At 69.0% G+C, this 22,749-nt stretch carries 18 protein-coding genes; 6 read left to right on the top strand and 12 right to left on the bottom strand.

Annotated elements, in window-relative coordinates; genetic code table 11:
• Nucleotides 1-5 precede the first annotated feature (5 nt).
• The 8 genes from AB0E56_RS19005 to AB0E56_RS18970 all read right to left on the bottom strand — a co-directional run bounded on the left by AB0E56_RS19005 (nucleotide 6) and on the right by AB0E56_RS18970 (nucleotide 10,954).
• Nucleotides 6-1,049, bottom strand: coding sequence for an ABC transporter ATP-binding protein (locus AB0E56_RS19005; protein ID WP_359801605.1), 1,044 nt, complete (start codon nucleotides 1,047-1,049; stop codon nucleotides 6-8).
• Nucleotides 1,046-2,980 carry a dipeptide/oligopeptide/nickel ABC transporter permease/ATP-binding protein gene (locus tag AB0E56_RS19000; RefSeq protein WP_359801603.1) on the bottom strand — a complete coding sequence of 645 codons (1,935 nt, stop codon included), beginning with the start codon at nucleotides 2,978-2,980 and terminating at the stop codon, nucleotides 1,046-1,048. The genes AB0E56_RS19005 and AB0E56_RS19000 overlap by 4 nt, the downstream gene beginning before the upstream one ends.
• The gene (locus AB0E56_RS18995; RefSeq protein WP_359801601.1) at nucleotides 2,980-3,978 is read right to left on the bottom strand and encodes an ABC transporter permease; all 999 of its coding nucleotides are present in this window, start codon (nucleotides 3,976-3,978) and stop codon (nucleotides 2,980-2,982) included. The genes AB0E56_RS19000 and AB0E56_RS18995 overlap by 1 nt, the downstream gene beginning before the upstream one ends.
• 20 nt (nucleotides 3,979-3,998) lie before the next feature.
• Nucleotides 3,999-5,594, bottom strand: a complete 1,596-nt coding sequence (locus tag AB0E56_RS18990; RefSeq protein WP_359801599.1) for an ABC transporter substrate-binding protein — start codon at nucleotides 5,592-5,594, stop codon at nucleotides 3,999-4,001.
• Nucleotides 5,595-5,697: 103 nt separating this feature from the next.
• On the bottom strand, nucleotides 5,698-6,606 hold the full coding sequence (locus AB0E56_RS18985) for a serine hydrolase (protein WP_359801596.1): 909 nt from the start codon (nucleotides 6,604-6,606) through the stop codon (nucleotides 5,698-5,700).
• Nucleotides 6,603-7,991, bottom strand: coding sequence for a serine hydrolase domain-containing protein (locus AB0E56_RS18980; RefSeq protein ID WP_359801594.1), 1,389 nt, complete (start codon nucleotides 7,989-7,991; stop codon nucleotides 6,603-6,605). Before AB0E56_RS18980 ends, AB0E56_RS18985 begins: the two co-directional genes overlap by 4 nt.
• 150 nt (nucleotides 7,992-8,141) lie before the next feature.
• Entirely contained in the window at nucleotides 8,142-9,473 is a 1,332-nt protein-coding gene (locus tag AB0E56_RS18975; protein ID WP_359801592.1) for a serine hydrolase domain-containing protein, read from the bottom strand.
• Nucleotides 9,470-10,954, bottom strand: a complete 1,485-nt coding sequence (locus tag AB0E56_RS18970; RefSeq protein WP_359801591.1) for an amidohydrolase family protein — start codon at nucleotides 10,952-10,954, stop codon at nucleotides 9,470-9,472. The genes AB0E56_RS18975 and AB0E56_RS18970 overlap by 4 nt, the downstream gene beginning before the upstream one ends.
• 180 nt (nucleotides 10,955-11,134) lie before the next feature.
• Between AB0E56_RS18970 and AB0E56_RS18965 the strand changes: the two genes are divergently transcribed.
• From AB0E56_RS18965 to AB0E56_RS18950, 4 genes are all read left to right on the top strand, one after another.
• Entirely contained in the window at nucleotides 11,135-12,148 is a 1,014-nt protein-coding gene (locus AB0E56_RS18965) for a LacI family DNA-binding transcriptional regulator (protein WP_359801589.1), read from the top strand.
• A gap of 271 nt (nucleotides 12,149-12,419) precedes the next feature.
• Entirely contained in the window at nucleotides 12,420-13,940 is a 1,521-nt protein-coding gene (gene mmsA / locus AB0E56_RS18960; RefSeq protein ID WP_359801747.1) for a multiple monosaccharide ABC transporter ATP-binding protein, read from the top strand.
• Entirely contained in the window at nucleotides 13,937-15,310 is a 1,374-nt protein-coding gene (mmsB, locus tag AB0E56_RS18955; RefSeq protein ID WP_359801588.1) for a multiple monosaccharide ABC transporter permease, read from the top strand. Before mmsA ends, mmsB begins: the two co-directional genes overlap by 4 nt.
• A 59-nt stretch (nucleotides 15,311-15,369) precedes the next feature.
• Nucleotides 15,370-16,488, top strand: a complete 1,119-nt coding sequence (locus tag AB0E56_RS18950; RefSeq protein WP_359801586.1) for a sugar-binding protein — start codon at nucleotides 15,370-15,372, stop codon at nucleotides 16,486-16,488.
• A gap of 141 nt (nucleotides 16,489-16,629) precedes the next feature.
• Here AB0E56_RS18950 and AB0E56_RS18945 read toward each other — a convergent pair whose 3' ends face one another.
• Nucleotides 16,630-17,946: a DUF222 domain-containing protein gene (locus AB0E56_RS18945; protein ID WP_359801583.1), complete on the bottom strand. Its 1,317-nt coding sequence runs from the start codon at nucleotides 17,944-17,946 to the stop codon at nucleotides 16,630-16,632.
• Nucleotides 17,947-18,049: 103 nt separating this feature from the next.
• On the opposite strand from AB0E56_RS18945, the gene AB0E56_RS18940 reads away from it, so the two are divergent.
• Entirely contained in the window at nucleotides 18,050-18,769 is a 720-nt protein-coding gene (locus AB0E56_RS18940; protein ID WP_359801582.1) for an alpha/beta hydrolase family protein, read from the top strand.
• 20 nt (nucleotides 18,770-18,789) lie between these two features.
• On the opposite strand, the gene AB0E56_RS18935 is transcribed toward AB0E56_RS18940, so the two are convergent.
• Nucleotides 18,790-19,698 (bottom strand): spermine synthase, encoded by a 909-nt coding sequence (locus AB0E56_RS18935; RefSeq protein WP_359801581.1) that lies wholly within the window; start codon nucleotides 19,696-19,698, stop codon nucleotides 18,790-18,792.
• 110 nt (nucleotides 19,699-19,808) lie between these two features.
• Here AB0E56_RS18935 and AB0E56_RS18930 point away from each other — a divergent pair, with 110 nt between their 5' ends.
• Entirely contained in the window at nucleotides 19,809-21,647 is a 1,839-nt protein-coding gene (locus AB0E56_RS18930) for an ABC-F family ATP-binding cassette domain-containing protein (protein WP_359801579.1), read from the top strand.
• Here AB0E56_RS18930 and AB0E56_RS18925 read toward each other — a convergent pair.
• Entirely contained in the window at nucleotides 21,628-22,254 is a 627-nt protein-coding gene (locus AB0E56_RS18925; RefSeq protein ID WP_359801578.1) for a dihydrofolate reductase family protein, read from the bottom strand. The genes AB0E56_RS18930 and AB0E56_RS18925 overlap by 20 nt on opposite strands.
• Complete coding sequence (locus AB0E56_RS18920; protein ID WP_359801577.1) at nucleotides 22,254-22,748, bottom strand: SRPBCC family protein; 495 nt, start codon at nucleotides 22,746-22,748, stop codon at nucleotides 22,254-22,256. Before AB0E56_RS18920 ends, AB0E56_RS18925 begins: the two co-directional genes overlap by 1 nt.
• Between the last annotated feature and the right edge of the window lies 1 nt (nucleotide 22,749).

Here is a 22,749-nt window from a genome sequence, read left to right as displayed (position 1 = left end):
GATGGTCAGTTCACTGTGTCCGCAGAGTGCGGGGAGCGTGTTGTGTCGGCGGCCGAAACCAGGAGGGTGCTTTGGGGCGAGGGCACAGTCCCCAGCGCGGCGTCCGGACCGGAGCCGGCGAAGTGGCATGCGGCTCCGACCGTTCCCGTCGGCCGCGGCGGCTCCGTGAGGACGCAGATCTGTCGATCGGGCCGCGCGGCGGGGCCGATGGGGCACCGCGGGTGGAAGCGGCATCCGCTCGGCGGGGCGTGCGGGTCGGCCGGTTCGACGTCGACGGGCGCGAGCGGATCGACCGCGAGGAGGTTCCCGTGCCTGGTCGGTGCCGCCTGCAGCAGGTCGCGGGTGTACGGATGCTGCGGGTCGGCGAGCACCTGCTCGGTCGGGCCGACCTCGACGATCCGCCCCAGGTACATCACGGCGATGTGGTCGCTCAGGTAGCGCACGACCGAGAGGTTGTGCGAGATGAACAGCATCGTCAGGTCGAGCTCGCCGCGGAGCTCGCGCACGAGGTTGAGCACGGACCCCTGCACCGAGACGTCGAGCGCCGAGGTGATCTCGTCGGCGATCACCACCTCCGGGCGGGCGGCAAGAGCCCTCGCGAGGGCGATGCGCTGGCGCTGACCGCCGGAGAGGGCCGCCGGCAGCGACTGTGCTCGATCCGCGTCGAGGCTCACCAGGTCGAGCAGCCGTGCGACCTCGGCCCGGCGGGCTCTGGTGCCCCGCACGTCGCGGGGGAGGGCCTCCGCGATCGACTCCCCGATCGTCATCCGGGGGTCGAGGGAGGAGAACGGGTCCTGGAAGACCATCTGGATCGGGCGGCGGCGACGGAACCCGCGGACGTCGGCGCCGTCGAGCGTGATGGCCCCTTCGCTGATCGGTGCGAGTCCGATCGCCGCGCGGGCGAGGGTGGACTTGCCCGACCCGGATTCGCCGACGAGCCCCACGACGGACCCGGAGGGCACGGTGAGGCCCACGTCGTCCACGGCGGTGAGACCGGAGCGGTGCGTGCCGTAGCGGACGCTGACACGATCGAAGCGGAGTTCGCTCATCGGGGGACCGTCTCTTCCTCGATCTGTGCCTGCGCCGCGGAAGCGGCGACGCGGTCGTCCACCGGATGCCAGCACGCCACGCGGTGCCCAGGGCCCGCGGCGGCGAGCTCCGGGTCGCGCTCGCGGCAGACCGCCGAGGCGAGGGGGCAGCGATCGGCGAACGCGCATCCGGGTGGGAAGGCGCCGGGCGCCGGTGGGCGGCCGGGGATCATCTTGAGGGGCGCATCCCGATCCGCGTCGAGCTCGGGCACCACCTCGAGGAGCGCCCGTGTGTACGGATGCTGCGCCCCCGTGTGCAGGGCGGCGGCGGGCAGATCCTCGACGATGCGGCCGGCGTACATCACCAGCACGCGCTCACAGGTCTGCGCCACGACCGCGATGTCGTGGCTGATCAGCAGGATCGCGGCGTCGGTGTCACGGCGCACACCGGCGAGCAGCTGGAGCACCTGGCGCTGCACGGTGACGTCGAGCGCGGTGGTCGGCTCGTCCGCGATGATCAGACGCGGATGGTTCATGAGCCCCATCGCGATCATGGCGCGCTGCCGCATGCCACCGGAGAACTCGTGCGGGTACTGGTGCGCGCGGCGGGCGGCCGCCGGCACCCGCACCGACTGCAGCCGTTGGACCGCTCGCGTCATGGCGTCGCGGCGGCTCATGCCCTGATGCTCCGACGCGGCCTCCGCCAACTGCGAGCCGATCCGCCTGGTCGGGTTGAACGACGTCATCGGATCCTGGAAGACCATCGCGAGCGAGGTGCCGAGAAGGCTGCGGATCGCGCGGTCCGGCGAGGTCAGCAGCGAGGTGCCGCAGAAGTCCAGGCGAGCGGCGTCGATGTGCCCCGGTCGCTCGATCAGTCGGGCGGCCGCGAGAGCGGTCAGGCTCTTGCCGGAGCCCGACTCGCCGACCACGCCGATGGCCTCGCCGCGCGAGATCGCGAACGACACCCCGCGCACCGGCGTGACCCATCCGGCTGGGGTCGGGAAGGAGACGCGCAGGTCGTCGACGAGGAGCACCACGTCGTCGCCGTCGACCTGCGCGGGCTGAGGGGCGTCGGCGCGTGGGGACGATGACGCGACAGCGGGAAGAGCGTGCCGCCGACGAGCCGAACGCCCGCCGAGGGCGGCCGCTGCGGTCTCGCCGAGGAGGTTGAACGCGAGTCCGGCGATCACCACGGCCACCGCGGGACCCAGGGCCGCCGCGGGGTTGAGGTAGATGCGATTCAGGCCTTCTCCGAGCAGGCGGCCCCAGTCGTATGCCGGCACCTGCACGCCGAGTCCGAGGAACGACAGGCCGGCGAAGGCGAGCAGGGCGGATCCGGCGGCGACGGTCGCGTTGACGATGAGCGGCTCGCCGATGTTCGGCAGGATGTGCCGGATCAGGATGCGGACGCGGGACACCCCGGCCACCTGCGCGGCGGAGATGAAGTCGCGTCCTGCGATCGCGGCCGAGAGGGTCTGGGTCAGCCGGGCGAACTGCGGCGCCATCGCGAAGCCGATCGCCAGCACCGATCCGGTCGTGCCGACCCCGAAGATCACCGCGAAGAACAGGGCGAGCAGGAGCCCGGGGAAGGCGACCGCGATGTTCACGAATCCGACGATCGGCCGCCCCGCCCACCGCGGGAGCACGGAGGGCGCCGTTCCCAGCAGGGTCCCTGCGACGACGCCGATGATCACCGCGAGCACGGCGAGCACGACCGAGAGCCGGGTCGCCACCAGGACCCGCGCGAGCACATCGCGCCCGAGCGTATCGGTGCCCAGCAGGTGCGCCGCGCTCGGCCCCTGCGTGATCTCGGCGGGGTTCACCTGCTCGGCCTGAGCACCCCAGATGATCGGTGCGAAGATCGCGGTGAGGGCGACCAGCAGGAACAGACTGAGCGCGGTCAGTCCCAGGGGTGAACGGACGATGCCCGACCAGGCGGTGCGTGCCGACATCATGCCTCCCGGATGGTGGATCGAGGGTCGAGGAGCGCGAGGATCACGTCGATCACCAGGTTCACCAGCAGCACCCCGATGCCGTACACGAGCACGATGCCCTGCACGACCGAGTAGTCCTTGGTGAGGATCGACTGGACGATCATCGTTCCGAGGCCCGGCCAGGCGAACACGTTCTCGACCAGCACCGTTCCCGCGACCATGCCCGTCAGCAGGAGGCCGGTGAGGGTGAGCGTCGCCGTCATCGCGTTCGGCAGGGCGTGGCGAGAGTAGATGCGGTGCGGGGCGAGCCTCTTCGCCCTGGCGGTGCGGATGAAGTCCTGGCCGAGGACCGACAGCACCTCGACGCGGATGATGCGCGAGAACACCGCGATGGGTCCGACGGCGAGGGCGACCACAGGGAGGACCAGAGCGAACGGCGCGGTGTTGCCGGCGACCGGGAACCAGCCCAGGGAGACCGCGAAGACGTAGACGAGGCCGACGGCGAGGAGGAACTCGGGGATAGCGGCGAGGATCACGGAGCCGGCGGCGAACGCGAGCTCGAGTCCTCGACGCCGGCCGCCGCGGGTCGCCACCGCCATCGTGACCCCGAGGGGCACGGAGACCAGGAGCACCAGCAGCACGGCGAGGAGGGCGAGCTGCAACGTCGCCGGGAGTCGGGTGGAGATGATCTCGGACACGGGCTGACTGGTGATCATCGAAGACCCCATGTCGCCCGTGAACAGGCCGCCGATGTAGCGGAAGTACTGCACGATGAGCGGTTGGTCCAGCCCCAGAGCCGCGCGTTTGGCCTCCACGAGCTCGGCGGGGGCGTTGAGTCCGAGAGCCGCTCGCACCGGGTCTCCCGGCACCAGGTGGATCATGAGGAAGGCAGCCGTGACCAGCACCCACACCGAGAGCACGAACTGCCCTCCGCGACGGACCAGGAAGGACACCCAGGGGTTGTCCGACCGTGCGGATCTGATCAGTATCGCCTGCGTGGCGGTGGTGCTGGCCATCGGCTGCCTCCGGCTCTCTGCTACTCGAACATCCGGATCGACGTCGGGTCGATCCCGTCGCTCTCGGTGAAGGTCGACTTCTGCGCGAAGGTCGAGCGCACGATGTTCGCGTACGGGACGACGCTGGTGGTCTCGAACAGCGCCACCTCGGCGGCCGACCACTCGTCGCATCCCTCGGTGCCCGGCTTCTGCGACGCCGCGGTGACGGCAGCCGTGTAGTCGGCGTTGTCGATCGAGGCGAAGTTGGTGCCGTTCGGCGGGGTCGGACCCGAGTAGAACGGCACGAGCATGCTCGGCAGGTTGACTGTGAGGGGCGCGGCGGAGATGTCCCAGTCGCCGGTGGAGAAGAGCACCTCGCTCAAGGTGGGGGAGTCGACCGCGGTGACCGTGATGTCGACGCCGAGGTCCTTCCATGCCGACTGTGCGAGTTCGGCGGCGGCGTTGCCCGCGTCGCCGAGCTGCGAGGAGTAGATCATCCGGAGGGTGAGCGTCTCGCCGTCCTTGCTGCGCACCCCGTCGGAGCCTGCCGACCAGCCGGCGTCGTCGAGGGCGGCCGCAGCGGCGTCCGCGTCGAACTCCGGCAGGTGGCCCGACACGGTGTCGGCCCGGCACGGGTTCGGCGACACGGTGACCAGGCCGGTCGGCACCGTGGCCTTGCCGCTGCCGATGACCTGACGCATCTGCTCGAGGTCGACGGCCTGCATGAGCGCGTCGCGCACCGCCTGGTCGGCCGTGGGCCGGCCTTCGGCCTGGTTGAAGGTGAACGATCCGCCCGGCGTCTGGAGATCGGTGTGGTACAGACCGGCGCTCTCCATGCGCGCGCTGTCCGGGCCTATCACGAGCGCGGCGTTGACCTCGCCGGAGAGCAGCAGGTTCGCGGCGGTGGTCTCGTTGGGGACCACCCGGAACACGACGGTGTCCGGCAGGCCCTTCTGCGTCGCATCCCAGTCGCCGGGACCCCACGTGAAGTCGTCGCGGCGGGTGAGCGTGTACTGGCTGTTCGGCACGATCTCGGTCATCGTGAACATGCCCGTCGATCCTTCGCCCTTGGCGAGGGCGTCCGGGTCGTCGATCACGGTGCCGCACACGATCGACACGCTGCCGACGTTCTCGAGCAGGAACGAGTCGGGGCGTCCGCTCGTGACCGTCACGGTGCCGGCCGCATCGTCGCCGACGGCGGTGGTCCCCGGCTGCACCTGCAGGCCGATCAGCGGCGAGCCATTGGCGGGGTCGCCGATGTGCGTGATGTTGGCTGCGACGTCGGTGGCGGTCAGCGGCGTGCCGTCGTCACAGGTGATGCCGTCGCGCAGGGTGAAGGTCGCCGTGGTGGTGTCGGCCTCCCAGGACTCGGCGAGACCGGAGACGATCGAGCCGTCCTCCGTCGTCTCGACCAGGCGCCCGTAGACGAAGCGGTCGATGGAGCGGGCGACCGACATCACGGTGATGAACGGGTCGAGGCTGCCCGGATCGGTCGAGATCACCGAGGTGAAGGTCTTGCCGTCCGCGAGGACGCCCTCGGCGCTGTCACCGCCTCCGGGGGGAGCGCTCGCGGCGCAGGATGTCAGGGCGAGGGCCGTGACGGCGAGCAGGGCGACCAGCGGGGTACGAGAACGCATCAGAAGCCTCCAGCAGTGTCTGTGATGGTGCAGTGTCTGGGATGAGTGCAGTGTCTGGGATGAGTGATCTACAGCGATGGGGTGCGAGCGGCGGGTGAGGGGATCAGCGCGTGCGCAGGTGCTCGACCGCGGCGAATCCCGCACGGCCGATCGAGGCGTCGACCAGGGGCTGCCGGTCGGCGAGGGAGGTCGCGCGCGTGAACACGGCGACCGCGTACTGACGGCCGTCGGGGTAGGTGACGACGCCCGCCTCGTTGCGCCAGGTGGGAAGCGTGCCCGTCTTGGCGGCGATGAGCACTCCGTTCGGGAACCCCGAGGTGAGCCGGTGCGGCCAGATCTGCTGGGCCATGATGTCCCTGGCCTGGCGGCAGGCGTCCGCAGGAGCCGCCGCGTCGGTCCACAGGGCGTTCAGCAGCGTCGTGACATCGCGCGGGGTGGAGTGCGAGGTGCGGACGGGGTGCACCGCATCGAGCGCCAGGATCTGCTCCGGAGTCGCACTGCCGATCAGCTCGTCCAGGTCGCTGTCCGGTGTGCCGCCGAGGTCTGTCACCACGGAGGCGAACAGGTCTTCACAGCAGCCGATCAGTCGGGTGCCGTCGAGCCCCAGGTCGGCGATCACCCGGTTCACGGCGTCGGCGCCGAGCCGGTGGTAGAGCACGTCGGTTGCGGCGTTGTCGCTCATCGTCATCATGTTCAGGGCCAGGTCGCGCCAGCTGGCCTCGACGTCGTCGGCGAATCCGGCCGTGCCGACGCCGCCGATGCGGTAGCGCGCCGTCACGGTCGTGCGACCGGTCGGGTCGAGCTCGCCGGCGGCGACGGCCCGCACATAGGCGGTGAGCACCAGGATCTTGAAGACCGACGCGAGGACGACCGGTTCGTCTGCGCCGTGCGTCACCTCGGCGGCGTCGGGGGCGCCGATCTCCCGCGCATGCAGGAACCCGTTCGCTCCCGCATCCGCGAAGATGTCGGCGATCTCCGCGGTGGCCGGAGCAACCGCGGTGGCACCACTCATGCGTCGATCCGCCGATCCGCGCGGCCCGTGTGCAGGTAGAGTGCGCGTCCGCTGCCGTCATCGCCGACGAAGGCGTGCGGCATGCGCATCCCGTGCTCGGCCTTGCGGGGGAGCAGGGTGTCGCCGGACCAGCCGACGAGCTCGACGGGCTCGGGGGCAGGGCCGAGTTCGGCGAAGATGCCCTTCATGGTGCGTTCGAGCCACACCCGTCCGTCGTCGTCCACACGCACGGTCGAGTCCGAGACGGACGACGAGTACGTGCCGAGCACGCGGTCGAGGTCGATGGCGACGGGCGCCTCCGGAACGGTCGGCAGGGCGGGCACCGTGATGCCCGCGAGCGCCGCGAGCACCTTCGACACGATCGCGTGATACGCGTCGACGGTCTGTCCGCCGTTCGTCAGCACGGCGACGGCGACGCCGGCGCCCGGCACCATCCGCAGGAACGCGTTCTGCCCGATCGTGCCGCCGTCGTGCCCGATCACCGTCCCGCCGTCCCAGTCGAAGATCTCCCAGCCGAGGCCCCAGGCATCGCCCATCAGCCCGAGTTCGGGAAGCTCCACCTGCCGCTCCTGCATCGCTGCGACGCTCTCCGCGGAGAGCACGCGGGTGCCATCGGCAGCGGTACCGCCGTCCAGGTGCATACGCGCGTACGTCACGAGGTCGCGTGAGGTCATGGCGAGCATCGAACCGGCGGGGGCGTTCGAGCGCACCAGGCTCCATACCGGCGCCGCGACCGGCTCGTCGCTGCCTTCCGCGGGGATGTGCCCGAGCGCCGCGCGGAACATGATCGCCTCCGCCGCGGTGGTGGCCACGTGGGTGAGGCCGAGCGGGGCGATCAGGTGCGTGCGCAGCGCCTGGTCGTACGGCAGATCGCGCAGCACCTCGACGATACGGCCCAGGACGACGAACGCCGCGTTGTTGTAGGAGAAGCGCTCTCCTGGCGCGAAGAGCTGCGGGGCGTCGGCGATCGTCGCCAGATACTTCTCCACCGCGTCGTCGCCCACACCCGTGTCGTTGAAGAGGTCGCCCTCGAAGCCGCCGACGTGGCTGAGGAGCTGTCGGGTCGTGATCGCGCTCGCGGCGGCGTCGTCGCCGATCGCGAAGGCGGGGACCGTGTCGCGCACCGGGGCGTCGAGGTCGAGGCGCCCCTCGTCGACCAACTGCATGATCAGCGTCGCCGTCCAGGTCTTGGTGATCGAGCCGATCTGAAAGACCGAGTCCTCATCGGCCTCGACGCCGGTGTTGCGGTTCAGGATGCCGGTGGCGGCGGTGAAGATCTCGCCACCGGACAGGATCGCGACGGATGCCGCGGGGATGTGCGCGTCGGCGAGCAACGTGGGCAGGTTCTCCTGCACCCAGCTGCCGATTTCGTTCAGGTCGGACACGTGCGCTCCTCTTCGTCGAAATGGTTCGTCCCGCTTGCCGTCGATCGGGTGACGGCGATGGGCCGAGACTATTCGGGTGTTTCGCGGGGGCGTTGGTCGGCCCGGACGAGACTTGGCTCGACGTTGGTCGTGTCGGACGAAGCGCGGTCCTCAGCGTCGTCTGACCGCTCGCAGACCCAGGTGGAGCAGCTCGGGGCCGCCCTCTGTGGTGTCGAGGAGGCGCCCGACGGGCTGGTCCGTGTCCGTGACGAGCGCGCCGTCCGACCGCACGCGCAGACGCAGGGGTGGACGCGGCGGGATGCCGAGCGCGGCGATGTCCTCCCGCAGCACCATGTTGAACTCCAGGGCGTCGCCGACGCGCGTGACGTCGTAGTGCCATTGACCGGCGTCGTATCGACCGACGACCTCGTCGAGCCTCTCCACCGGACGCAGGTCGGCCTGCTCCGCGGAGGGGGAGATGCCCCGCAGGTGCGCGAAGCACCAGTCGGTCACCTTCGCGCCGAGCGCCTTGCCGCTGCCGCTGTTCGTCAGCACCGTGATCGCGAGGTCCTCGTCCGGTGCGAGCACGAACTCGCTCAGCTGCGTGTCGGCGATGTTCCCGCCGTGCTTGACGACCCTGGCCGATCCGTGGCGCGAGAGCAGCCACGGGAAGCCGATCGCGTCGACGGGAGGCCCCGCGGTCAGCTGGGGCTGTTGCATCAACAGGCGCGTCGCCGTGGTGACCGGGGCGGAGCCGGCGCTCTCGCCGCGCATCTGGAACCGTGCGTACGTCAGCTGGTCGCGCACCGACGACACGATGCCGCCCTCCGGTCCGATGTCGCGGGTCAGTGGCCAGGAGGGCAACGTCGTCATCGCGCCGTCCTCGCCGGGGACATGGCCGACCGCGTGCGGTCGGCCGATCACGTCCCAGGGGAAGAAGAACGTCTCGGTCATCCCGAGCGGGTCGAGGATCACGCGCTGCACGGCCTGCTCGAAAGGCTCGCCGGTGACCACCTCGATGATGCGGCCGAGCAGCCGGATACCCGCATTGCTGTACGACGCGATCGTGCCGGGAGCGAAGAACTGCGGGAGGTCCGCGTACCCCGCGATGTTGCGGGCGAGCGCGTCGTCGTCCCAGCCCGGCTGTTCGTCGGCGTCGCCGAGGAAGCCTCCGGAATGGGTGAGGAGGTGTCGTACCCGCAGCGCGTCGAGGGCCTCCGTATCGGCCAGGCGGAAGCCGGGGAGCACGTCGGCGACGCGGGTCTCGAGGTCGAGCTCGCCCTTCTCGATCAGGTGCATCGCGACGGTGCCGGTGAAGGTCTTCGACGTGGACCCGATCTGGAACAGCGTCCGCTCGGTCACCCGTGCACCGGTGTCGACGGCGGCGACCCCGGTGGTCGCGACGAGGTCGTGGTCTCCGTCGACGACGCCGACCACGGCACCGGGGACCCCGAGTTCGGCGGCGGTCGCGTCCAGGAACTCCTGCAGCTCCTCATTCATCATGCGTCTCCTCTCACCGCGCGCCCCGGCAGGGCATCGGTCACGATCTCTCCCGCGTGCACGACCGCTGTGCCGTGCACGTACAGCTGGCGGATGCCGCGCGACGGCCGCGTCGGGTCGGCGTAGGTCGCGCGGTCGGTCAGTGTGGCGGGGTCGATGACCACGACGTCCGCGTCGGCGCCGATCCCGAGATGGCCCTTGGTGCGCATCCCTGACGACACCTCGTCGAGAACGCGCGCCGGCAGGTGCGAGCAGCGCCGGAACGCTTCGAGCCAGGTCCACGTGCCGCTCTCGAGCACCATCAGGCGCAGAGACTTCGCGAAGGTGCCTGCGGTGCGGGGATGGGTGTGGCCCCCGGCGGGCAGCGGCCAGTCGCGCTGCTCGTACACCGTCCGTCCGTCACCCTCTGACCAGGAGATCGGCATCGCGTCGCTCGCCACGATCGCGTCGGGGTAGGCCAGCGCACGGTGCAGGTGCGCGCGATCGAAGGGATCGGCCTCGTCGAGGAACGTGACGATGCAGGTCGCGCCGGGGTCGGTCGCGCGCACCTCGCGCAGACGGGCCTCGTCGGCGATCCGCTCGCCGGTGTCGACCAGCACGAGCGAGCGCGGCGTGATGCCGAGGCCCGCGAGTTTCTCGGGGGCGAGGAAGAACGCCCCGATCGCGGTGCTGCCCGCGCCGTAGGGGTAGGCCTCGACGGTCACCCGCGACCCGGCGGCACGGCTGCGGTCGAGCAGTGCGAGCACGCGGTCCACGTGCCGGAGCGATGTGCTGTTGACGTGGCAGTGGTGCATCGCTGCACCGGTCTCGCCGGCGGCCCTGACCAGCTCCTCCGAGCCGTCGATGGGCGTGCGGGGGTCGGCCTCGATCAGTTCGCGCACATGCGTGAAGGTCGGGGCGTGCGCGGCGGCGGCGAGCCGTGCGAGTTCCAGGTACTCGTCGGGATCGGAGCGCGGCGCGTATCCCATGAGCACGCCGATGCCGAGGGCGCCGGCGCCGAGCTCGTCCTCGAGCAGGCCGAGCCAGCGGCGGCGCTCCGTGGGGGAGGAGGAGCGCTGCCAGTCGGGCTTGGCGAGCAGGTCCATCGAGGCGGTGAAGTCCGCGACGGGAACGCGGTCAAGGTGCGCGTAGGCCCTGGCCTGCGACCAGGAGGCCGAGAAGCCGTAGTTCACCGGCCGACCGTCGGCTGCCGCGCGAGCCATGGCTTCGGCGATGGGCATGAGCCCGGCTTCGAGGTCGAGCGCCGTGGTGACGCCGTCCATCGCCTGGAGCCGCTGTCCCGCGATCGAGTGCACGTGACTGTGGAGGTCGATGAACCCCGGTCCGACGATCAGCCCGGCGGCGTCCACGATGTCGGCGCCTCGCGGTGCATCGAGGTCGTCGCCGATCGCGGCGATCCGTCCATCGGCGATCAGGAGGTCGGCGACCCGGTCGGTCGCGGTCTTCGGGTCGATGACGCGCCCGCCGCGCAGCAGAGTGTCCACGCCGCCACGATGCCATGCAGGGGAGGGGCGGTCCGGTGCCGCTCGACGAAAGGCGGGGGTGATTCCGGTGCGACAGCACAACCCTCCCGGCGCCCTCCGCGCCCCCGAGACGTGCATGCGCGCGCGCCGCGGGACATAATGAAGAGACGATGTGACCGTGCACAAGCGAGGAGGCACGTGATGGCCACTGCCTCCGAGCGCGCGCGGATGCCGAGTATCCGCGATGTCGCGCGACTCGCGGGGGTCTCGCACCAGACGGTGTCTCGCGTGCTCAACGACCATCCGAGCATCCGCCCGGAGACCAAGGCGAAGGTGCTCGACGCGATCTCGGTCCTCGACTATCGGCCGAACCTCGCCGCGCGCGCCCTGGTGACCAGCAAGTCCAACATGCTCGGCATCCTGTCCGCCACGATCGGGGAGTTCGGCCCCACGTCGTCGATCGCCGGGATCGAGGATGCGGCCCGCGAGGAGGGCTACTCGGTCTCGACGCTCAACCTCGCCGACACGACTCCCGAGGCCATCGGCACCGCCGTCCGTCAGCTCTCGCGGGAGCAGGTCGACGGCATCGTGGTGCTCGCGCCGCAGGTGCGCGTGTTCCATGTCCTTCGGGGCATGAATGTCGACATGCCGTTCGTGACGCTGCAGACCGCGTCGGGTTCGGACGGGGTGAGCCTGTCCGCTGACCAGGTCGCGGGTGCCAGGGCGGCGACGGAGCACCTGATCTCACTCGGCCACACCGACATCCTGCATCTGGCGGGTCCGCAGGACTGGATCGAGGCGGAGTCGCGCATGCGCGGGTACCTCGACGGTCTGCGGGAGGCCGATCTGCCGACATTCCCGCCGATCCGCGGCGACTGGACGGCGGACTTCGGCTATTTCGCGGGCAAGGAGCTCTCGCTGCGACGCGACTTCACCGCCGTGTTCGCCGCGAACGATCTCATGGCGATCGGGCTGATGCACGGCTTCCGTGATTCGGGGGTGCGGGTGCCGCACGACGTGAGCGTGATCGGCTTCGACGACATCCCGGTGGCGGCCCACGTGGCGCCGACGCTCAGCACGGTGCACCAGGACTTCCCCGAGCTGGGGCGCCGTGCCGTGCGCATCCTGCTCGCCCAGATCCGCGGCGAGGACGCACCGGATTTCGGCCCGCTCCAGACCCTGCTGCGCGCGCGCGAATCTGCCGCGATGCGCTGACGGGATCCTCTGCCCGCTCCATGGTCGTTCCATGACCACGCGTGCTTTCGAATCCTTTCGATCCTTGCTGTCGCTTGGAGGCCCGAGAACATGCGGATCTCGGCAGTGTCACGGTAGGGATTCGAATTGCCGGCGCCGACTTGACAGAGGTCGTCTCGAAGACGACGATGTACCAATGTGAACGGTCACATCGAAGGTGACCGCACGTCGCGAGGAAAGATCCGTGAGCACCACAGCAACGTTGCCGACCGTGTCAGGCCCGATCCTGGAGATGCGCCGCATCACCAAGGAGTTCCCGGGTGTCAAGGCGCTCGCCGACGTCTCCATCACCGTCCGCGCGGCCGAGATCCACGCGATCTGCGGGGAGAACGGCGCCGGGAAGTCGACCCTCATGAAGGTCCTCTCGGGGGTGTATCCGTACGGGACCTACGAGGGGGAGATCCTGCTCTACGGCGAGGAGCAGCGCTTCAAGGACATCGTCGCCAGCGAGCAGGCGGGCATCGCGATCATCCACCAGGAGCTCGCCCTGATCCCCGAGCTCTCCGTGACAGAGAACATCTTCCTCGGCAACGAGATCCAGCGCGGCGGACGCATCGACTGGCAGGCTCAGAAGGAACGCACGATCGAACTGCTGGCCCGTGTCGGTCTGAACGAAGACCCCGACGCGCAGATCAAGACCCTCGGGGTCGGCAAGCAGCAGCTGATCGAGATCGCCAAGGCCCTCAACAAAGACGTCAAGCTGCTGATCCTCGACGAGCCGACCGCCGCACTGAACGAGAACGACTCGCAGCACCTGCTCGACCTGATCCTCGGCCTCAAGGCCAAGGGCATCGCGTCGATCATGATCAGTCACAAGCTCAACGAGATCGAGCAGATCGCCGACGAGATCACGATCATCCGCGACGGCCGCACGGTCGAGACGCTCGACATCTCGCGCGGTGAGATCAACGAAGACCGCATCATCCGCGGCATGGTCGGTCGCTCGCTCGAGAGCCGGTACCCGGACCGCACGCCCGAGATCGGCGATGTGTTCTTCGAGGTCAAGGACTGGTGGGTGCAGCACCCGACCGTCTCGGAGCGCATGGTCGTCAAGGGCTCGAGCATCAACGTCCGTCGGGGTGAAGTCGTCGGCATCGCAGGGCTCATGGGCGCGGGGCGCACCGAGTTCGCGATGAGCATCTTCGGCCGGTCGTACGGCACGTTCCTGTCGGGCACGATGATCAAGGACGGTCAGGAGATCGCCCTGCACGACGTCTCGGCGGCCATCAAGCACGGGCTCGCCTATGTGAGCGAAGACCGCAAGGTGCTCGGACTCAACCTGCTCGACACCATCAAGCGGTCGATCGTGGCCGCGAAGCTGTCGAAGATCGCGCACAACGGCGTCGTCGACTCCCGGGAGGAGTTCTCGGTGGCCGAGCGCTATCGCAAGGCCCTCCGCATCAAGACGCCCTCGGTCGAAGAGGGTGTCGGCAAGCTCTCCGGGGGAAACCAGCAGAAGGTCGTGCTGGCGAAGTGGATGTTCACCGACCCCGACCTGCTGATCCTCGATGAGCCGACGCGCGGCATCGACGTGGGTGCGAAGTACGAGATCTACGCGATCATCAACGAGCTCGCGGCCCAGGGCAAGGGCGTCATCGTCATCTCCAGCGAGCTCCCCGAGCTCCTCGGTATCTCCGACCGCATCTACACCGTCTTCGAAGGTCGGGTCACCGACTGCATCCCGGCCGATCAGGCGACACCTGAGGACCTCATGCGCAGCATGACCTCCGCGACCCAGAAAGCATCCGCATGACCACCGACACCACGACCGCGAAGCGCGGCTTCCACTTCAAGGACATCACGAAGATGTTCGGGGGAGGCCAGTCGACCCTCCGTCAGTTCGGCATCCTCGGCAGCCTCGTCGTGATCCTGGTCGTCTTCCAGGTGCTGACCTGGATCATCAAGGGCACCGGCCTCACGCTCTCCTCGGGCAACCTGATCAACGTCGTCAACCAGTACTCGTACATCCTGATCCTCGCGATCGGCATGGTGATGGTCATCATCATGGGTCACATCGACCTCTCGGTCGGCTCGGTCGCCGCGTTCACGGGCATCGTGGTGGCGAAGGCGATGGCCGACTGGAATCTCCCCTGGCCGCTGGGCATCCTCCTGGGGCTCGGTGTCGGCGTGCTGGTGGGCGCCTGGCAGGGATTCTGGGTCGCCTACGTCGGGGTACCGGCGTTCATCGTGACACTCGCGGGCATGCTGTTCTTCCGCGGCGCGAACCAGTGGGTCGGCGACTCGCAGTCCGTGCCGGTTCCGCAGGACTTCAAGGTCATCGGTGCGGGGTATCTGCCTGAGCTGCCGTTCATCCCCGTCCCCTTCAACGTGCTCACCATGGTCCTCGCGCTCATCGGCGCCCTGTGGATCGTGTTCTGGGAGATCCGCACGCGCCGCATCCAGCACAAGATGGGTGCCGACATGGCGCCGCTGTGGGTGAGCGTCACCAAGGTCGTGCTCATCTCGGCCGTCATCCTCGTCGCCGGATGGCTGTTCGCGACGGGTCGCGAGGGCACCAGCTTCCCGATCTCGGGCGTCATCCTGCTCGCGCTCGTCATCCTCTACTCCTTCATCACGAACAACACCGTGTTCGGCCGCCACATCTATGCGGTCGGCGGCAACCGGCAGGCGGCCCGCCTCTCCGGTGTGAAGGACCGCTGGGTCGACTTCTTCGTGATGATGAACATGTCCGTCCTCGCCTCGCTCGCGGGCATGATCTACGTCGCCAGGGCCACGGCATCGGGTCCGCAAGACGGCAACGGGTGGGAGCTCGACGCGATCGCCTCGGTGTTCATCGGTGGTGCCGCCGTGTCCGGCGGTATCGGAACCGTGATCGGCTCGATCATCGGTGGTCTCGTGATGGCGTTCCTGAACAACGGTCTGGCGCTGCTCGGCGCAGGCGCCGATGTGGTGTCGATGATCAAGGGCCTCGTGCTGCTCTTCGCCGTCGGCGTCGATGTGTGGAACAAGCAGCAGGGTCGCCCCTCGATCATCGGATTCCTGACGCGCCGGTCCGCCCGCAAGCAGGATCCGGCGACCGATACGTTCGACCCGACCAAGACGAACTATCCCACCAGTCAGAAGTACGAAGCCCCCGCCGTCGAAGAGACGCGCGGAAAGTAGGGGTCGATTCGCGCACCGCACACGTGACGAGACCTTCACACACCAGAGAAAGAGATCACATGAAGAAGATTCTTCTGTCGGCGACAGCGCTTGTCGTCGCGGGCGCCTTCGCCCTCACCGGCTGCTCCTCGGAGCGCGGCGGTGACACGGGTTCGGGATCGGGCGAAGAGGAGACCTCGGGCTTCGCCGCCGATGCCACGATCGGCGTCGCCCTTCCCGACAAGACCTCGGAGAACTGGGTCCTCGCCGGTCAGCTGTTCACGGACGGCCTCAAGAAGGCGGGCTTCGACGCGGACGTCCAGTACGCGCCGGCCAGCAACACGGTCGCCGAGCAGCAGAACCAGATCCAGGCGATGGTCACCGGTGGCGCCAAGGTCATCATCATCGGTGCCAAGGACGGCAAGCAGCTCGCGACGCAGGTCGAAGCGGCCCGCGACGCCGGCGTCGCCGTCATCGCCTACGACCGTCTGATCGAGAACACGGAGGCCGTCGACTACTACGTCGCGTTCGACAACTTCGAGGTCGGCAAGCTCCAGGGGCAGGCGCTGCTCGACGGCCTGGCCGAGCGCGCGGGTCACGAGGCTCCGTACAACATCGAGCTGTTCTCGGGCTCGCCCGACGACGCGAACTCCGCGGTGTTCTTCAACGGCGCCATGGAGGTGCTGCAGCCGAAGATCGACGATGGCACGCTCAAGGTCGTCTCCGGTCAGACCGAGATCTCGCAGACGGCGACGGAGGGGTGGAAGCCCGAGAACGCACAGCGCCGCATGGACTCGATCCTCACGTCGACGTACGGCTCGGAGGCGCTCGACGGCGTCCTCTCCCCGAACGACACGCTCGCTCGCGCGATCATCACGTCGGTGCAGGGTGCGGGCAAGGACGTCCCGGTCGTCACGGGTCAGGACTCCGAGGTCGAGTCGGTCAAGTCGATCATGGAGGGTATCCAGTACTCCACGATCAACAAGGACACCACGCTGCTCGTGGAGCAGGCCATCAAGATGGTCGGCCAGCTGCAGAAGGGTGAAGAGGTCGACGTCAACGACACCGAGCAGTACGACAACGGCGTCAAGGTCGTTCCCTCCTACCTGCTGCCTCCGGTCATCGTCACCAAGGAGAACGCGGCCGAGGCCTACGCCAACGTCCCGAGCCTCCTCGAGATCGTGAAGTCGTACGAGTAAGACGCACTGACACCGTCACAGCGCGACACGTCACCGTCGCACCGCGACACCGTCCTCACGGAAATGCGAACCGTCCGGGCCTTCGGGTCCGGGCGGTTCGTCGTCTCCCGACTCGGGCGGTCCGTCGTGGCGACACGGGTCTCAGAACGGGACGGGTGCGGGATCGGCCGCAGTGAACGTCACCGTGTTCTGCAATGGCGGCCGGTCGATGTATGTGCGACCGGTCGGGCTCGTCCACTTCAACACTCCGCCGGGGCGCTGGTCGACGTTCCAGGGGGAGTGGTGCTTGAGCATGTGATGTCGGCGGCAGAAGGCGGAGAGGTTCGTGTCCGACGTCGCCCCACCGGTCGAGGCGGCGTGAGTGTGATCGAGGTCGCATTTCCGCGCCGCGATCCCACACCCCGGGAACCTGCAGCGCTGATCCCGCGCGCGCAGATGTCGCCGCAGCTGCTCGCTCGGACGGTAACGGTCGACCGCGAGCAGCGCACCGGAGATCGGATGCGTCAGCACACGGTCCCAGCCGGTCGCGGAACCCGCCATCGTGCGAGCGGTCGCGAGGTCGATGGGGATCGTCCCGTCGAGTTCGGCCGGCGGCGTCGTCGTCGTCGTCGGAGCGTCGTCGTCCATCAGCGTCAGCACCGGCACGGTGACCTCGATCCTGGCGCGGATCTCACCGAGCAGACCCTCCTCGGTCTCGTGCCCCGCAGGCGTGCCCGTGAGAACGAGGTCGGCGAGCAGATCGGCGCGCAACTGGTCGACCGTGCGGTCGTCGGTGGGAAGTGTGGCGGCGGCATCCCTCGCCGCTCGGGCGTTCTCCTCCTGCACCGCATGCGCCATCTGGGACAGCCGGTCGAACATGCCGTGCAGCAGCACGGCCGGACCTCTCGCCCCGAGTTCGGCCATCCCGTCGTCGAGATCCTTCACCCACACGCGCCGCAACTCACGGGCATCGCGATGGCGCTCGGTGATGCTGCGCTCCTGGAACCGCTCCGCGATGCGCCGTGCCATCCGCCGCAGCCTGTTGGGTGACTCGTGCACGGCGAGCTCGATCACCTCGGCGGCGTAGGCGGCACGGTCGGTGTCGTCGTCGAGATGTGCTCCCGCCTCGACGATCACCCGCGCGTGCGCGGCGGTGATCCGCCCGTCGCCCTGTGCCTGCCACACGGTGGGGAACCGCTCCACCAGCCAGGAGGCCTCCGCCATCCGGCGCTCGATCGTGCGGTCGCTCACATGCTGCGCCGCACCGATCTCGGCCGCGACCGTGCGGATCGCCATGTCGCCGTGATCGGGATGCGCTCCCGCGCGCGCGATGTCGACGGCGAGGCGCCCGGCCATCGCCAGCATGCCGTCGCGAGCCGCCTGCATGCTGCTCAGCGTCGCCTCCGCGGCCTCCAACGACGCGACCAGATCGGCGAGCATTGCCAGCTGGGTGTCGGTCGCGTCGAGCAGTGCGGTCATGACGACAGCCCATCACAGGTCACAGACATTCGAAGAAAGATTCGATAAGCTCCCCACCGTAAGATCGTCACGAAACGATAACGACCGTGATTGACTGAACCGGATGCTCCTCCACGCACTCGACGTCGGCGAAGGCCCCCGCACGGCCGTCCTGCTCCACGGCCTCATGGGTTCGAGCGAGAGCTGGTGGCGCGTCATCCCGTGCCTCGTGGACCGCGGCTATCGAGTGATCGCGCTGGACCTTCCCGGCCATGGCCTCTCTCCCCGGGATCCGGAGCTCACGATCGAGCGGGCGGCGTCGGCCGTCGTGGCGACCGTGCGCGCTCTGGCTCCCGACGAGCCGGTCGAGGCCATCGGCCACTCGTACGGGGCCACGGTGCTCGCTGCCGCCGCGGTGCAGCTGCGGCCCGAACGGACCGTCTATGTCGACGCGCCCCTCGCCCTCACCGGGGGCGCCGATAGACAAGCGCTCACGGCCGCGTACGCGCAGGATAGGCTCCTGCGGATGTCGCCGGACGCGCTCAGAGCGACCCGACCGTTCTACTCGGAGACGGATGCCGAGGTGGAGGCTCGAGCTGCCGCGCGGTTCGACCCCGCGACCTCGGCATCCGTCTCCTGCGGTCCAGACCGGGCGTGGGAGGCGGCGCCGGGGTCGATCGTGATCCGCGCCGATCCGAGCGCCTGGGTCACCGACGAGGATGTGCGCCGGTTCGAGCAGAGCGGTGTCGAGGTCCGCAGCATCCCGGGTGCGGCACACACCGTCTGGTACAGCCACTTCGACGGGTTCACGGCGTCGCTCCCTGAGATGTTCGGCGGAGGCTGAGCCCGCCGCGCCGAGGAGCGCTAGTCCCAGAGCGGGTCGTCGGGGTCGGGGGAGTCCGTGCCGTCGGCGTCTGTCATGATGCGCGCGTCGGCGATCCATGTCGTCAGGTCGCCATCGTGGAGCATGTGGGGTCGCGGTGTGCCGAGGAGGTCGGGTGTCGCCACGACGTCCAACGGCTCGTCGCTCGCGAAGATCACGACGTTGCCGAGCGGTCCCTCGTCATCGTCCGGCTCTGCGTCGAGGACGACGGCGATGTGGGCGAAGATGGAGTTCAGTGTGGCCGTCTGTCGCCGCGAATACTCGAACGGATGCCCGTCGAGCAGATTCACGGCCACGACTCCGTCTGCGGCGGAGCGTGCGGCGACCCGGCGGTAGAACTCCTGGCTGGCCACACGGTGGCGGATGACGGCGGCATCCCAGAGATCGACGACGGTGAAACGCGCATCCACCCACTCGGTGTCGACCGCGGTGCGCCCGACCGTCGCGGCGCCGGGAACGGGGGAGGGGGATGCCGGCACCGACGGCCGGGACTCGTGCGGAAGCTCTGCGTCGGCGATCGTCCGCGCATCGCCGAAGATGACTCGCAGATCGGCGGTGGCGGCCAGGGGCAGTGCGGCGATCACCGCTTCGTAGAGGGCGGGCTCGAACTCGACCACGAGCTGCGGCGATCCGGTGCGCGTCGCCTCGACGTAGCGCGCCAGGGTGAGCGCTCCGGCTCCCAGATGAACCGTGAAAAGCGGAGCGCTCGGCTCAGCGGCGGCATCGATCGCCCTGGCGATGTGCCGGATGTAGGCGTAGTCGAGCGCCGTGGGATCGGTCATCGAGACGACCGACTGCGGGATTCCGTCGACGCTGAGTTCGTAGCGACCGGGTCGCTTCCGCGACTGCACCAGCTTCGCCTCGCGGTCGTCGAGCATGAGCGAGAACATCCGGCGATTCCTTGGCACCCGTCGATCTTAGGTCGGGCGGTGTCGGTCGGAGTCCGCCTGCCGCGGAACCGGCCGTCGCGCCCGTCATCCCCGACTACCCTTGAGGGAACATGGCACATCTTCTGGGGGCCGAAGCCCTGCACCTCGAATATCCGACCAGAGTCGTCTTCGACTCCGTGACCCTGGGGATCGAGGAGGGCGACCGCATCGGCATCGTCGGCCGCAACGGCGACGGCAAGTCCAGCCTCCTCGGGATGCTCGCCGGGATCAAAGAGCCCGACTCGGGCCGCGTCACGGTGCGGGGCGGCACGCGCATCGGCGTGCTCGACCAGGCCGACACCCTTCCCGACGACCTGACGATCAGCGCCGCCGTCGTCGGCGACACCCCGGAGTACGAGTGGGCGGGCGATGCGCGCATCCGCGACGTGATCGACGGGCTCCTCACCGATCTGCCGTGGGATGCCGAGATCGGCTCGCTCAGCGGTGGCCAGCGCCGTCGCGTCTCCCTCGCCAAGCTGCTCACCGGCGACTGGGACGTCATCGCCCTCGACGAGCCGACCAACCACCTCGACGTCGAGGCGATCACGTGGCTCGCCGCGCACCTCAAGAAGCGCTGGTCGCCGAACTCGGGTGCCCTGATGGTCGTCACCCACGACCGGTGGTTCCTCGACGAGATCTGCACCGAGACGTGGGAGGTGCACGACCGCATCGTGGACCCCTTCGAGGGCGGCTACGCGGCGTACATCCTGCAGCGCGTCGAACGCGACCGGATGGCTGCCGCCACCGAGGCGAAGCGTCAGAACCTGGCCAAGAAGGAGCTCGCGTGGCTCCGGCGCGGCGCACCGGCGCGCACGGCCAAGCCCAAGTTCCGCATCGATGCGGCGAACGAGCTCATCGCCGACGTGCCGGAGATCCGCGACACGGTGTCGCTGCAGTCGCTCGCAGTCTCACGCCTCGGCAAGGACGTGGTGGATCTGCTCGATGTCGGAGTGACCTACCCCACCGCGGACGGGGGCGAGAAGGTCGTCCTCAAGGATGTCGAATGGCGCATCGCACCAGGGGAGCGCACCGGCATCCTCGGGGTGAACGGCGCAGGCAAGTCCACGCTGCTCGGGCTCATCTCGGGCACCGTCGAGCCGACGGTGGGTCGCGTCAAGCGCGGCACGACCGTGAACGTGAAGACCCTGACGCAGCGTCTCGACGAGCTCGAGCAGTACTGGAAGGACCCGGTGCGGGTGGTCATCTCCGGCCTGCGCACCTCGTACACGCTCGGCGCCGGCTCGAAGGCGCAGGACCTCACGCCCGGGCAGCTCCTGGAGCGTCTCGGCTTCTCGTCGGCACAGCTGTCGACGCCGGTCAAAGACCTCTCGGGTGGGCAGCAGCGCCGTCTGCAGCTGCTCCTCGTGCTCCTCGAACAGCCCAACGTGCTGATCCTCGACGAGCCGACGAACGACATGGACACCGACATGCTGGCCGCGATCGAAGACCTGCTCGACTCTTGGTCGGGCACGCTGCTGGTCGTCAGCCATGACCGCTACTTCCTGGAGCGGGTCACCGACCAGCAGTATGCGATCCTTCCCGGTCCGGACGGCGCTGGCCACCTGCGTCACCTTCCCGGCGGTGTGGACGAGTACCTGCGTCTGCGGGAGCGGCAGGACGCCGCGACCCCGAAGCAGACCGCGACCGCCGCAGCGACGGCGACATCGAGCACGGCCGCCACGGGCCTGGACGGAGCGGCCCTGCGCGCGGCGCAGAAGGAGGTGTCGGCCCTCGAGCGACGCATCCAGAAGCTCACCCAGCAGGTCAACGCCGCCAAGAGCGCCCTCGCCGACCACGATCAGTCGGACTACGAAGGGCTGGGCGAGCGGATGAAGAAGATCGGCGAGCAGCAGGCCGAGATCGAAGAGCTGGAGCTGCGCTGGTTCGAGCTCACCGAGGAGATCGGCTGACCCGATAGCGAAGGTGCGTGGTGCGGGGTGAAGGCTCCGCGTCTCGCAGTTCGAGAACCACCCGCTTCGGGTCCACGCCATCGAACAGGCGGATACCGCGGCCGAACAGCACAGGCGAGAGCGCGACGTGGAATTCGTCCACCAGGCCGGCGTTGAGACACTGCACGATCGTCGTGGCGCCGCCCGCGATACGCACGTCCCGCGGGCCGGCCGCTGCACGCGCACGTTCGAGTGCCGCCTCGATGCCGTCGTTCACGAAATGGAACGTCGTCCCGCCCCGGCGCTCCCACGGCGCACGCTCCTCGTGTGTCACGACGAAGACCGGGGTGTGGAACGGCGGATCGTCCGGCCACGCGTGCTCGCCGGCGTCGAACATCCGCTTGCCCATCACGCTCGCGCCGGTGCGCTCGAAAGTCTCGCGCACGATGTCGTTGTCGCGGCCCTCCTCGCCGCCGTCGCCGAGCTTCAGGTTCTCGCGGAAGTGCCGCTGGCGGAAAACCCACTTCTGGAGCTCCATCCACTGCTGTCCCATCAGCTCTTCCGGGGAGTCGGGGGCGATGTAGCCGTCCAGCGACATCGAGACGCTGAAGAACACGGTGCCGGCCATCAGTGCTGTCCTCCATCCCGCACGAGCTCGCCGACGTACCCGGCCAGACTCACCAGCGTCTGTCGACCGCCCTCGATCGCCCCGTGCTTCTCGATCGCCGCGTCGCGCAGCGCCGTGGTCGCGAAAACGGTGAGCATCTCGATCCGGGTCTTCTCCCCGTCCGCAGTGAAGGTGAGGACCGACTCGAACGCGTCGGGGTCGTCGCGATGTTCACCGTGCCGCAGGGCGATCCGCGCCGGAGGCTCGATCTCGGTCCACGCGATCCACTCGGGGTAGTCGGTGCCGTCGGGCCCGTGCATCACGAACTCCCATTCGCCGCCGACGCGGAACTCGAATGATCGCGTGGTGGTGGTGAAGCCGGTGGGACCCCACCATCGCGAGAGGTGCCGCACCTCGGTGAACGCCTCGAACACCAGCTCCCGAGGCGCGTCGATCACTCTCGAGAGCACGATCTCCCGGTCGGCGGTCGGCGCCACCCGTCCTGTCGTCTGCATC

It is taken from the genome of Microbacterium sp. NPDC028030, assembly GCF_040637855.1.
Taxonomy (GTDB): Bacteria; Actinomycetota; Actinomycetes; order Actinomycetales; family Microbacteriaceae; genus Microbacterium.
This window is presented reverse-complemented; position numbering and strand designations above follow the sequence as displayed.